Source organism: Nocardioides daeguensis, assembly GCF_019192965.1.
In the GTDB taxonomy this organism is placed as follows: domain Bacteria; phylum Actinomycetota; class Actinomycetes; order Propionibacteriales; family Nocardioidaceae; genus Nocardioides; species Nocardioides daeguensis.
This window is the reverse complement of record NZ_JAHTKU010000010.1, coordinates 267609-279576: the sequence shown is the minus strand read 5'-3', so window position 1 is coordinate 279576 and position 11968 is coordinate 267609. Positions and strand designations below refer to the sequence as shown.

13 protein-coding genes are annotated in these 11968 nt (G+C 72.4%); 9 read left to right on the top strand and 4 right to left on the bottom strand.

Annotated features, from left to right (window positions below; genetic code table 11):
- Positions 1–2: 2 nt before the first annotated feature.
- On the bottom strand, positions 3–488 hold the full coding sequence (locus KU893_RS09070) for a CarD family transcriptional regulator (protein ID WP_028654642.1): 486 nt from the start codon (positions 486–488) through the stop codon (positions 3–5).
- 229 nt (positions 489–717) lie between these two features.
- On the opposite strand from KU893_RS09070, the gene KU893_RS09065 reads away from it, so the two are divergent.
- The 3 genes from KU893_RS09065 (at position 718) to KU893_RS09055 (ending at position 3295) form a co-directional block, all read left to right on the top strand.
- Complete coding sequence (locus tag KU893_RS09065; RefSeq protein ID WP_218234012.1) at positions 718–1863, top strand: UbiA prenyltransferase family protein; 1146 nt, start codon at positions 718–720, stop codon at positions 1861–1863.
- Positions 1864–1931: 68 nt separating this feature from the next.
- Positions 1932–2549, top strand: a complete 618-nt coding sequence (locus KU893_RS09060; protein ID WP_218234011.1) for a copper chaperone PCu(A)C — start codon at positions 1932–1934, stop codon at positions 2547–2549.
- Positions 2549–3295 (top strand): phosphoglyceromutase, encoded by a 747-nt coding sequence (locus KU893_RS09055; protein ID WP_218234010.1) that lies wholly within the window; start codon positions 2549–2551, stop codon positions 3293–3295. The genes KU893_RS09060 and KU893_RS09055 overlap by 1 nt, the downstream gene beginning before the upstream one ends.
- A gap of 56 nt (positions 3296–3351) precedes the next feature.
- Here the strand turns inward: KU893_RS09055 and KU893_RS09050 are convergent, their stop codons facing one another.
- The gene (locus KU893_RS09050) at positions 3352–3915 is read right to left on the bottom strand and encodes a TetR/AcrR family transcriptional regulator (RefSeq protein ID WP_257440676.1); all 564 of its coding nucleotides are present in this window, start codon (positions 3913–3915) and stop codon (positions 3352–3354) included.
- A 106-nt stretch (positions 3916–4021) separates the two neighbouring features.
- Here KU893_RS09050 and KU893_RS09045 point away from each other — a divergent pair, with 106 nt between their 5' ends.
- Positions 4022–5479 (top strand): MFS transporter, encoded by a 1458-nt coding sequence (locus tag KU893_RS09045; RefSeq protein ID WP_246592260.1) that lies wholly within the window; start codon positions 4022–4024, stop codon positions 5477–5479.
- A 67-nt stretch (positions 5480–5546) separates the two neighbouring features.
- Here the strand turns inward: KU893_RS09045 and phoU are convergent, their stop codons facing one another.
- On the bottom strand, positions 5547–6200 hold the full coding sequence (gene phoU, locus KU893_RS09040) for a phosphate signaling complex protein PhoU (protein ID WP_218234009.1): 654 nt from the start codon (positions 6198–6200) through the stop codon (positions 5547–5549).
- Between the two features lie 122 nt (positions 6201–6322).
- On the opposite strand from phoU, the gene KU893_RS22675 reads away from it, so the two are divergent.
- From KU893_RS22675 to KU893_RS09025, 3 genes are read left to right on the top strand one after another with little or no spacing between them, the layout of a single operon-like run.
- Positions 6323–7531, top strand: coding sequence for a sensor histidine kinase (locus KU893_RS22675; RefSeq protein WP_218234008.1), 1209 nt, complete (start codon positions 6323–6325; stop codon positions 7529–7531).
- Complete coding sequence (locus KU893_RS09030; protein ID WP_218234007.1) at positions 7528–8205, top strand: response regulator; 678 nt, start codon at positions 7528–7530, stop codon at positions 8203–8205. Before KU893_RS22675 ends, KU893_RS09030 begins: the two co-directional genes overlap by 4 nt.
- Before the next feature lie 42 nt (positions 8206–8247).
- On the top strand, positions 8248–9234 hold the full coding sequence (locus tag KU893_RS09025) for a DMT family transporter (protein WP_257440675.1): 987 nt from the start codon (positions 8248–8250) through the stop codon (positions 9232–9234).
- On the opposite strand, the gene KU893_RS09020 is transcribed toward KU893_RS09025, so the two are convergent.
- Complete coding sequence (locus KU893_RS09020) at positions 9216–10157, bottom strand: DMT family transporter (protein WP_218234006.1); 942 nt, start codon at positions 10155–10157, stop codon at positions 9216–9218. The two genes, KU893_RS09025 and KU893_RS09020, sit on opposite strands and share 19 nt — an antisense overlap.
- A gap of 130 nt (positions 10158–10287) precedes the next feature.
- Between KU893_RS09020 and KU893_RS09015 the strand changes: the two genes are divergently transcribed.
- Positions 10288–10701, top strand: a complete 414-nt coding sequence (locus tag KU893_RS09015) for a YciI family protein (protein ID WP_218234005.1) — start codon at positions 10288–10290, stop codon at positions 10699–10701.
- Entirely contained in the window at positions 10698–11909 is a 1212-nt protein-coding gene (locus KU893_RS09010; RefSeq protein ID WP_218234004.1) for an RNA polymerase sigma factor, read from the top strand. Before KU893_RS09015 ends, KU893_RS09010 begins: the two co-directional genes overlap by 4 nt.
- Positions 11910–11968 lie beyond the last annotated feature (59 nt).

Below are 11968 nucleotides of genomic sequence, written 5' to 3'. Positions count from 1 at the left end.
CGTCAGGACGCGAGCACCTCGTCGAGGATGGTCTCGGCCTTGTCCTCGTTGGTGTTCTCGCAGAGCGCGAGCTCGGAGACCAGGATCTGGCGGGCCTTGGCGAGCATCCGCTTCTCGCCGGCCGACAGACCGCGGTCACGCTCGCGGCGCCACAGGTCGCGGACGACCTCCGCCACCTTCATGACGTCGCCACTGTGGAGCTTCTCGAGGTTCGCCTTGTAGCGCCTCGACCAGTTGGTCGGCTCCTCGACGTGCTCCGCGCGGAGCACTCCGAAGACCCGGTCCAGCCCGTCCTTGTCCACGACATCCCGAACACCCACGAGATCGAGGTTGTCGGCCGGAACGCGGACCACGAGGTCCTGCTGGGCGACAATCCGAAGCACGAGGTACTGCCGTTCCTGGCCCTTGATCGTCCGCATCTCGATGTTCTCGATGACAGCGGCCCCGTGATTGGGGTAGACGACCGTTTCGCCGACGGTGAAAGTCATATGAGCAAAACCCCTTCCTAGGTGACCTATCTTACCACGCCTTCAACGACTCTCCGAATGCGTTTGCGCAGGTCAGGGGCATAATCGACGGCTTGACAACGGGTCGGACGTATGGTCCGGCCGGGGGGCGCCGTTGTGGGGCACGTCACCCGGCGGGGCACGACGGCCGGTCCCGCCCGATCGGCGGGCCCGCGCCCATGCTGGTCGGCAGTGGTCAATACTGCTCGCCATGGCGAAGATGCAGCGCTGGCGGCGCGGCCGCTCTGCCGGGGAGGGAACCCTGGTCGAGGAGGCCCCGGAGCAGGCCGCGGAGGCGGTCCCCGAGGCGACCCCCGAGGTGGAGCTCGACGAGCTCGAGGCGACCCCCGAGGCGGAGCGCGACGGCGTCCCCGCAGACGTGGCTGCCGCGGAGGAGCTCGAGGCCGAGGATGCCGACGACGTCGAGGCGGATCAGCCCACCGACGAGGAGCTGGCCGCGGAGCTGGTCGAGGAGACCGACGCCGAGCGTGCCGAAGACGTCGACGACGCCGACGACGCGGATCCGGACGACGTCGAGCCCGAGGACGTCACCGAGGACGACACCGAGGACGACACCGAGCTCGAGCGTCCACCGCTGCCGCACGTGCCCGACCGGACCGGCTTCACCGGCTGGCTGTTCGGTGGCCGCAGCCCCGCCGAGATCGTCTCGATCCAGCTACTGCAGGCGGCCCACGCCAAGCAGGCGATCACCACCGCACTCGCCATGGGCCTGGTCGCCGCCGTCGCCGGGCGCCCGGCGCGCGAGGCGGGCGTGGTCCTGGTGACCGTGCTCGTCGGCCAGACCATCCTCGGCTGGCACAACGACATCGTCGACCGGCAGCGCGACCAGGCCCACGGCCTGACCGGCAAGCCGATCGGCGCCGGCCGGCTCGACGTCGGGACGGCCTGGTACGCCATCGTCGTCGCGTTCCTGCTGCTCGTGCCGCTGGCGACGACCACCGGGGTGCGCGCCGGGGCCTACTACCTCGGCTCCGTGGCGGTGGCCATGCTCGGCAACGTCGTGCTGCGCACCGGCTTCTTCTCCTGGTGGTCATGGGCGGCGTCGTACGCCCTGCTGCCGGCGTACCTGTCCTGGGGCGGCTGGGGCGGCAAGGCCGTCGGCAGCGCCCCCGAGCCCGCCATCGTCGCGCTCGCCGCGCTGCTCGGTGTCGGCATCCACTTCATGCGCGCCGTGTGGGGCCTGGTGGCCGACCACGAGGACGGCTGGACCTACCTGCCGCTCAAGCTCGGGCTCAAGCTCGGCGCGACCCGGTTGCTGGCGCTCTCGACCCTGTTCAGCGTGGGCGTCGTCGTCGCGCTGGTCGTCGTCGGTGCCCGGGTCGGCCTGAGCCGCTGAGCGACCCGCGGTTGCGCAGCGCTAGAGTGAGCCCGCTTCGACCCCACCTGACCCGGAGGCCTTCCGACATGCCCCACCTGCGCCGATCCGCGCTCGCCGGCCTGCTGCTGGCCGTCGTCCCCGCCACCGCCCTGAGCGCGTGCGGCTTCGACTACCCGACCGACCGGGTCAACACCATCTCCTCCGGCGTCAACGACCGCTCGGGCGACGTCGACGCGCTCGGTATCCGAGTGCTCGCGACCGCACAGGGCGAGGGCCGCCTGATCGGCTCGCTGTCCAACAACCTGCGCGAGGACGCCTCGCTCGAGGCCGTCTCGTCGACCGCGGGCGTGTCTGCCGGCAAGTTCGCGCCGGTCGAGGTCGCGGGCCGCGGCACCGTCAACCTGGCCACCGCGCCCGCCGTACCGCTGACCGGCAACTTCACCGCCGGCGACGTCATCCCGCTCGACCTGACCTTCAGCGACGGCACGACGCTCAGCCTGGACGTGCCGGTCGTCAAGCCGTGCTTCCAGTACACCCAGGTCCCGACCGAGGGCACGAGCGAGTCCGCCTCGGAGGAGGGCACCGACGGCGCGGCCGCCGAGGCCGCCGCCGAGGAGGAGGGCGGCGAGGCGCACGCCGAGGAGTCCGGCGACGCGACCTTCAACTGCGCCGACGACGCGCCCTCCCCCGAGGGCGAGCACTGATGACGTTCACGCTGGTCCTGCTCCGCCACGGCGAGAGCGAGTGGAACGCGAAGAACCTCTTCACCGGGTGGGTCGACGTCGCCCTGACCGAGAAGGGTCGCGGCGAGGCCGTCCGTGGCGGTGAGCTCCTCAAGGAGGCCGGCATCCTGCCGGACGTCGTGCACACCTCGCTGCAGCGCCGCGCGATCAACACCGCCGCGCTCGCGCTCGACGCCGCCGACCGCCACTGGATCCCCGTGCGCCGCTCCTGGCGCCTCAACGAGCGCCACTACGGCGCACTGCAGGGCAAGGACAAGGCGCAGATCCGCGAGGAGTACGGCCAGGAGCAGTTCATGCTCTGGCGCCGGTCCTTCGACACCCCGCCGCCGCCGCTGGCCGACGACGACGAGTTCTCCCAGGTCGGCGACCCGCGCTACGCCGACCTCGGCGACGAGCTGCCCCGCGCCGAGGCACTCAAGCAGGTCATCGAGCGGCTGCTCCCCTACTGGGACGCCGGGATCGTGCCGGACCTGCGCGCCGGCCACACCGTGCTCATCGCCGCCCACGGCAACAGCCTGCGCGCGATCGTGAAGCACCTCGACCAGATCAGCGACGCCGACATCACCGAGCTCAACATCCCCACCGGGATGCCGCTGGTCTACGAGCTCGACGAGGACACCCTCGCGCCGCTCGTGCGCGGTGGGCGCTACCTCGACCCGGAGGCCGCTGCCGCGGCCGCTGCGGCCGTCGCCAACCAGGGTCGCTGACCCCAACAGCCTCACGAGGTAACAAGTTTCACCGGCTGGCCGGTGAAACTGTCTTTTCAGCCCGCCAGCACCCCGTCAGCGACGACGGCCAGCATCGAGCGAGCGGCAGCCGCGTCGAGCTCGCTGTTGTCGACGACCGCGGCCACCCCGCCGACGAGGCGGCACAGCTGGAGTGCGTCGACGTCGCCGCGCAGCGCGCCCTCAGCGCTGAGCGCGTCGATGACGCGCTGGTTGGCGTTGAGGTAGGTGCGGCACTTCGCAGCGAAGGGGGAGCCTTCGTCACCGAGGGCGCTGGTGATCCGCCAGGCGGCGCCCTTGTGACGGGTGAGGAACTCGACGTAGGCGTCGAACCAGGCGAGCATCCGCTCACGGGGGCTGCCCTCCCCCGCGAGCGCGTTCTCGGCGGCCGCGTTCACGGTCTCGACCCACGCCTGGATGGCGGCGTCGTAGAGCGCCTCCTTGGTCGGGAAGTGGCGGTAGAGGGTCCCGATACCGACCCCGGCGGTCCGGGCGACCTCGTCCATCGAGACGGCGTCGTAGCCCTTCTCCCGGAACAGCTGGCGCGCGATGTCAGCGATGCGTTCACGGTTGCGTACGGCGTCGGCGCGCACCGGGATCACCTTTTCCCTTGCTAAACGGAGGGACCCTCCGTATCGTGGTGGATAACCGGAGTCATCCTCCGATAAGTGTACGTCGGCCCCCCCGGGCCAGAACAGGACGCCACCCTTGTCTTCCTCCGCACCCACCACTGCACCCACCTCCGCAGCCACCACGGCGGCACCGCAGGCGACCGCCCGCACGACCACGTCCGCCGGCATCTGGATCGTTCTCCTCGCCCAGCTGATGCTGGTCCTCGACTCCGCCGTGATGAACGTCGGACTGCCCCACATCGCCACCGACCTTCACTTCGGCCCCGCGTCGCTGTCCTGGGTCCTCAACGGCTACGCGCTCGCCTTCGGCGGCCTGCTGCTCCTCGGCGGCCGGCTCGGCGACGTGTTCGGGCGGCTGTCGGTCTTCTGGATCGGCCTGGCCGTGTTCACCGTCTTCTCGCTGCTCGGCGGCCTGGCCACCGAGCCGTGGATGCTCGTCACCGCCCGCGCGCTGCAGGGCGTCGGCGCCGCGATCGCCGCACCCTCCGTGCTGGCGCTGATCACCACGACCGCACGCGACGACGCGGCCCGCAACCGGGCGCTCGCGGCGTTCACCGCCGTCTCCTCCGGCGGTGCCGCGCTCGGCATGCTGCTGGGCGGGGTGCTCACCGACCTGCTGTCGTGGCGCTGGACGCTGTTCATCAACGTGCCGATCGGCATCGCCGTGCTGCTCACCGTGCGCCGCCACGTCGCCGACACGCCCCGCCGCCCCGGCCGCTTCGACGTCGTCGGTGCGGTGACCTCCACCGGCGCGGCCGCGACCCTGGTGTGGACCCTGATCAAGGCGCCCGAGCACGGTTGGACGTCCGCGCCGACCCTGGTCGGCCTGGCCGTGGCCGTCCTGCTCGCCGTCGCGCTGGTCGTCACCGAGGCCCGCCACCCCCACCCGCTGCTGCGCCTGGGGCTGCTGCGCAGCCGGACCCGGGTCGCCACGCTCGTCACCATGGCCGCGCTGTACGGCGGCATGCTGGCCACCTTCTTCGTGATGGTCCAGTACTTCGAGGAGGACCTCGGCTACGGCCCGCTGCAGACCGGGTTCGCGTTCCTCCCGATCCCGCTGAGCGTGTTCACGATGTCGCGGATCACCCCGCGACTGGTGGCGCGCTTCCGACAGCCGCCGATCATCGCGACCGGCGCAGTGGGCGTGCTCGCGGGCTTCCTGTACCTCCTGCAGATCGACGCGTCGACGAGCTACTGGACCGGCGTCTTCCCGGCCCTGCTGGCGCTGGGCCTGAGCATGGGCGGCAGCTTCATGCCGATCACCTCCCTGGCGCTCCAAGGCGTCGAGCCCGAGCACGCCGGGTCGGCGTCCGGCCTGCTGCAGACCATGCAGCAGCTCGGTGGCGCGGTCGGCCTGGCCGTGATCGCGTCGGTGTACGCCTCGCACGCCGTGCCGGGCGACTTCCTGGCCGGCGCGCACGCGGGCTTCGCCGCCGCGTCCGTCATCGCGGCCCTCGGGCTGGCCAGCGCGGCCTCGCTCCTCGCGCGGCCCCGCGCGCTCGTGGTACCGGCCGACGCGGCCGACCCGGCCTGACCCACGAAGAGACGGATCGGCCCGCCCCGGGAAACCGGGGCGGGCCGATCCGTGCGTCCGGGCGGGCTCAGGCGGCCGGCGCCGGGTTGTGGCCGGTGACCACGAAGATGACGCGGTTGGCGACGGAGACGGCGTGGTCGGCGATCCGCTCGTAGTAGCGGCCGAGCAGGGCGATGTCGACCGCGGCCTCGACGCCGTGGGCCCACTCGTCGCCGAGCAGCTCGGTGAAGCTGCGGCGGCGCAGCTGGTCCATCTCCTCGTCGTCGCGGCCCAGCGCGATGGCGGCCTCGACGTCACGCCCGGAGATCACCTCGGTGACTCGGCCGACCATGTCCTCGGCGACCTCGGCCATCCGGGCGACGGTCGGGCGGACCTCCTCGGGGACGGCGACGTCGGGGACGCGGAGGCGGGCGATCTTGGCGACGTGGACGGACAGGTCGCCCATCCGCTCGAGCTCGGCGACCATGCGGAGCGCGGCGACGACGGTGCGCAGGTCGCCGGCGACGGGCTGCTGCAGGGAGAGCAGGGCGAAACAGGAGTCCTCGACCTTCTCGCGCGCGCGGTCGATGTCGGCGTCCTGGCTGATCACCTTCTCGGCGACCGAGGAGTCTCCGGTCATCAGGGCCTGGGTGGCCTCGCCGACCGCGGTCTGGACGCGGCGGGAGATCCCGGCGAGGTCGTCGAAGATCGCGTCGAGCTGGTCGGTGTAGGCGTCACGCATGGACCTCAGCGTACGGAGCGGAGGTGTCCAGCAAGCGAGGCGCGGTGAACGGGGGGTGAACATCGCGAAGCATGCCCTCGGCGATGCGGAGCGCGGAGCGGCGCTCGCCGTACGATCGGGACGTGGATCCGACGACGCAGGCCTTCGTGGCCGCGCTCCTCGGCGCCCTCGTGGCGGGCGGGGCCATGTTCGCATGGCACCTGAGCGACCGCCAGCAGCGTGTCTTCCAGGCGCCGGACGAGCCGCTGCTGCCCGACGGGGTGGCCGCCGTGCTCTCCGTGCTGCGCAGCAGCGCGGTGGTCGTCGACGAGTCCGACGCCGTCGTCAAGGCGTCCGCGCCGGCGTACGCCATGGGCTTCGTGCGAGGGACGACGCTGCTCTCCGACGAGCTCGGGGGCCTGATCCGGCAGGTGCGCCGCGACGGCCAGATCCGCGAGACCGAGCTGATCGTGCCGCGGGCGGCCGGTACGCCGCGCCACGTCACCGCACGGGTGGCGCCCCTGGGCTCGCGCCTGGTCCTCGCCCTGGTCGAGGACCGCACCCGCGAGCGCCAGGTCGACGCGGTACGCCGCGACTTCGTGGCCAACGTGAGCCACGAGCTCAAGACCCCGGTCGGCGCGATGCGGCTGCTCGCCGAGGCGGTCCAGGACGCCGCCGACGACCCGGACGCGGTCTACCGGTTCGCCTCGCGCATGCTCACCGAGAGCGACCGCCTGTCCCGGCTGATCCAGCAGATCATCGAGCTCTCGAGGTTGCAGGGCGACGAGCCGCTCGACTCGCCGGTGCCGGTCTCGATCGACGACGTGGTCGCCTCCGCGGTCGACTTCGTCGACATGAACGCCAACGCCAAGGACATCCAGCTCATCGCCGAGGGCGAGGAGGGGCTCAAGGTCCTCGGCAGCGAGAAGCAGGTCGGCGCCGCCGTCGCCAACCTGGTGGCGAACGCCGTGGCCTACTCCGAGCCCAACTCCCGCGTCGTGGTGACCCGCAAGCGGGTCGGGCCCAACGTGGAGATCTCCGTCATCGACCAGGGCATCGGCATCCCCGAGGCCGAGGTCGAGCGCATCTTCGAGCGGTTCTACCGGGTCGACCCGGCCCGGCACCGCTCGACCGGCGGCACCGGTCTGGGGCTGTCGATCGTCAAGCACGTGGCCGCCACCCACGGCGGCGAGGTGCGCGTGTGGTCGGTGGAGGGCCAGGGCTCGACCTTCACCCTCACGCTGCCGCAGCACCCGGACCACGAGGCGGACGGGCCGTACCTGCGGCTCGCACCGCTCGCGTCCACCCCGGAAGCGCCGGGCGGACGCACGAAGGATCAGGAGGACGCATGACCCGGGTACTTGTCGTCGAGGACGAGGAGAGCTACAGCGACGCCCTCGCGTACCTGCTCCGCAAGGAGGGGTTCGAGGTCGCGATCGCGGCCGACGGGAACGAGGCGCTCAAGGAGTTCGACCGCAACGGCGCCGACATCGTGCTGCTCGACCTCATGCTGCCGGGCATTCCCGGCACCGAGGTGTGCCGCACCATCCGGCAGACGTCGAACGTCCCGGTGATCATGGTCAGCGCCAAGGACGACGAGGTCGACAAGGTGGTCGGGCTCGAGCTCGGCGCCGACGACTACGTCACCAAGCCGTACTCCCCCCGCGAGCTGGTCGCCCGGATCCGCGCCGTCCTGCGCCGCGGCATCGGCGACGAGCTGCTGCCCGACACCCTCGAGGCCGGGCCGGTGCGCATGGACGTCGAGCGCCACGTCGTGACCGTCGACGGCACCGAGCAGCGGCTGCCGCTCAAGGAGTTCGAGCTCCTCGAGATGTTCCTGCGCAACCCGGGCCGGGTGCTGACCCGCGGCCAGCTCATCGACCGGGTCTGGGGCTCCGACTACGTCGGCGACACCAAGACCCTCGACGTGCACGTCAAGCGGCTGCGCGCCAAGCTCGAGCCGGAGCCCAGCGAGCCGAAGTACCTGGTCACGGTGCGCGGCCTGGGCTACAAGTTCGACGTCTGAAATCCGCACGACCGCGGAGGCCCCAGCCCGTAGCGTCGTCACGTGCCCGCCTCCGACCTGCCCGTGAGCGCAGGCGTTCGCCTACCGAGCCGCGGCCGCGCGTCCGGGCGCAGCGGGCTGCTGCCGCTGGCCGCGGTCGCGGTGACCCTGCTGCTGTGGGCCAGTGCCTTCGTCGGCATCCGGCATCTGGCTCACGACTTCTCCGCGGGGGCGTTGTCGCTGGGCCGGCTGACGGTCGGCGCGCTGGCTCTCGCCCCGGTCGCGCTGGCCCAGGGACTGCCCCGCCCGACCCGGCGTCAGTGGGCCTCGATCGCGACGATCGGCGTGCTCTGGTTCGCGATCTACAACCTCTCCCTCAACGCCGGCGAGCAGCGGGTCGACGCGGGGACGGCGTCGATGCTGCTGCAGGTCTCCCCCGTCCTCATCGCGGTTCTGGCGGCCCTGTTCCTCGGCGAGCGGTTCACGGCCCCGCTCGCCGCCGGGTTGGCCCTGGCGTTCTCGGGCGTCGTCGTGATCGGCCTGTCCACCTCGGGCGGGGACAACACCGGCGACCTGCTGGGCATCGTGCTGTGCCTGGTGCCCGCGGCGGCCTACTCGGTGAGCGTGATCGTGCAGAAGCCGCTCGTCGCCGAGCTCTCCGCCGTGCACGTCACCTGGCTGGCCTGCACCGTCGGCGTCGTGACCTGCTTGCCCTGGGCCGGCCGGCTGGTCAGCGAGGTCGGCGCCGCACCGCTGTCGTCGACGCTGTGGCTGGCCTACCTCGGCGTCTTCCCGACCGCGATCGCGTTCACGACCTACGCCTACGCCCTGCGGCACATGAGCGCCTCGACCCTCGGCGTGACGACCTATCTGGTGCCGCCTCTGACGATCGTGCTCGGCCTGATCCTCCTCGACGAGGTCCCGCCCGTCGTGGCGTACGCCGGCGGCGTGCTCGCACTGCTCGGCGTCGGCGTGGCCCGCAGGGCGCCGGCCCGGAAGAAGCAGGGCGTCGCCGCGCCCGCGGCGCTCGGTCAGGAGCCGGAGGGCTGAGGGTCCGCCTCGACCGTAAGCACGACGTCGGCGCCCGGCTCGCTGCTGGCGACGGTCGTCGCGTCGGCCTCGGCGGCGCGTCCGCCTGCGGCCACGACGCAACCGATGAGGATCAGCGGGAACCCGACGAGCATGCCGGTGGTCAGCTCCTCGTCGAGGAGCAGCACGCCCAGCACGATCGCGACCGCCGGGTTGACGTAGGTGATGATCGTCGACCGGGTCGGGCCGGCGACCTTGATCAGCTCGAGGAACACCACGAACGCCAGCGCGGTGCAGACCAGGGCCAGCACGACGACGCTCAGCCACGCCTTCGCCGGGAGGTCGGTCGGCGGGTCGACGATCCCGAAGGGTGTGTAGACGACCGCGGTCAGGGTGAGCGCGCACGCCATCACGCCGAGCCCGGACACGTCGTGGAACGAGCGCGCGAGGATGATCGGGCCGGTGGCGTAGCAGACGGCGACGCCGAGCATCTCGACCACGGCGAGGACGTCGATGTGCCCGATGTCGAGACCGACCAGGCACGCCACGCCCGCGAACCCGAGCGCCAGCCCGCCGGTCTGCGCGACGGTGAACCGCTCGGCGTGACGGGTGACCAGGAACGCCAGCGCGCCGAACAGCGGCACGGCGGCGACCAGCAGGCCGGCCAGCGACGAGGAGATCCGCTGCTCGGCGTGGCCCAGCAGCACCCACGGGATCATGATCTCGATGACCGCGAACAGCACCAGCGGCCGCCACCGGGTGAGCACCGGAGCGACCTCGCGTCGTACGAGCGCCAGCGGGAGCAGCACCAGCGCGGCCAGCGCCGTGCGCAGGAACACCAGGCCCGCCGGCGACACGTGGTCGACCGCGATCCGGATGAACAGGTAGGGCAGCCCCCAGATCAGGCACATCGCAAGGAACAGCGACCATCCACGCTTCGTCACAGCAGAACCCTAGGGACCCGCACCGACATCGGCGCCCGGATTTCCTGCCGGTCGATGTCGAGATCACCCCGACGGCTCCGTCTCCGGGGTGAAGGCGGCACGATGGCCGTCTCGGACCAAGGAGAACACCATGGCGAAGTACCTCTTGCTCAAGCACTACCGCAGCAGCCACGCGATCGCGAAGGACGAGCTCGTCCCGATGGACCAGTGGACGCCCGACGAGGTCACCGCGCACATCGACTTCATGCGGAGGGTGGCCGACGAGCTGCGTGAGCGCGGCGAGTTCGTCGACGGCCAGGCCCTGTCCCCCGAGGGCACCTTCGTCCGGTACGACGGTGAGGGCCGCCCGCCGGTCACCGACGGCCCGTTCGCGGAGACCAAGGACCTGATCGCCGGTTGGATGATCGTCGACGTGGACAGCCAGGAGCGTGCCTACGAGGCCGCGGCCCGGCTCTCGGCCGCGCCCGGCGCCGGCGGGGAGCCGATCCACGAGTGGATCGAGGTGCGGCCCTTCCTCGGCGAGCCGCCGGTCGTCACGGAATGACCGACCAGCCCGACCAGCCCGGCCAGCCCGGCCAGCCCGACCAGCCCGGCCTGGGCGAGGTCCTGCGCGACCTGACACCGCAGGTCCTCGGCATCCTCGTGCGCCGCGGAGCCGACTTCGCGGCCGCCGAGGACGCCGTCCAGGAGGCCCTGGTCGAGGCGCTGCGGCACTGGCCGGAGCCCGGCGGCCGGCCGGACAACCCGCGGGCCTGGCTGGTCACCGTGGCCGGCCGGAAGCTGGTCGACGCCCAGCGCTCGGCGCACGCCCGCGCACGCCGCGAGCTGCGGGTCCACCTCGAGCCCGGGCCGGGGCCGGCCGCGCAGGCCGACGACACCCTGCTCCTGCTCAGCCGCTGCTGCCACCCGGCGCTCACCCCGGCGTCGGCGATCGCGCTGACGCTGCGGGCGGTCGGCGGCCTGACCACCGCTCAGATCGCGGAGGCGTTCTTGGTGCCGGAGGCGACGATGGCGCAGCGGATCACCCGGGCGAAGCGGACCGTGAGCGGCCAGCGGTTCGACCGGCCGGGCGAGGTCGGCGCGGTGCTGCGGGTGCTGTACCTGGTGTTCAACGAGGGGTTCAGCGGCACCGTCGACCTCGCCGAGGAGGCGATCCGGCTGACCCGGCAGCTCGCGGCCGCGACCGACGACCCGGAGGTCGACGGGCTGCTCGCGCTCATGCTGCTGCACCACGCCCGGCGCCGCGCCCGGCGTACGCCCGCGGGGGCGGTGGTGCCGCTGGCCGACCAGGACCGCTCGTCGTGGGACACCGCGATGGTCGCCGAGGGCGTCGAGGTGCTGCAGGCGGCGCTGGCCCGCGACGCGCTCGGCGAGTACCAGGCCCAGGCCGCGATCGCCGCGCTCCACGACGACGCCGCCACCGCCGAGGAGACCGACTGGCCCCAGGTCCTCGAGTGGTACGACGAGCTGATCCGCCTGGCCCCCAGCCCGGTGGTCGCGCTCAACCGCGCGGTCGCCGTCGGAGAGGTCGACGGCCCGCTCGCCGCCCTGCGCCTGGTCGAGGGCCTGCCCGCCGACCTGCCCCGCCGCGACGCCGTCGCGGCCTGGCTGCACGAGCGGGCCGGCGACCGCGACGAGGCCGCCCGGCGGTACCGGCTCGCGGCCGAGCGGGCGACCAACCTCGCCGAGCGGGACCACCTCACCCGGCAGGCGAGCCGGCTGAACCGCGGGCCGGGGCCGCGAGCCGGGTAGGGCCACCGGGTAAAGAAATAGGAGAAGGGTCTCCATTTCTGCCCCGGGCGGGCTTAGAT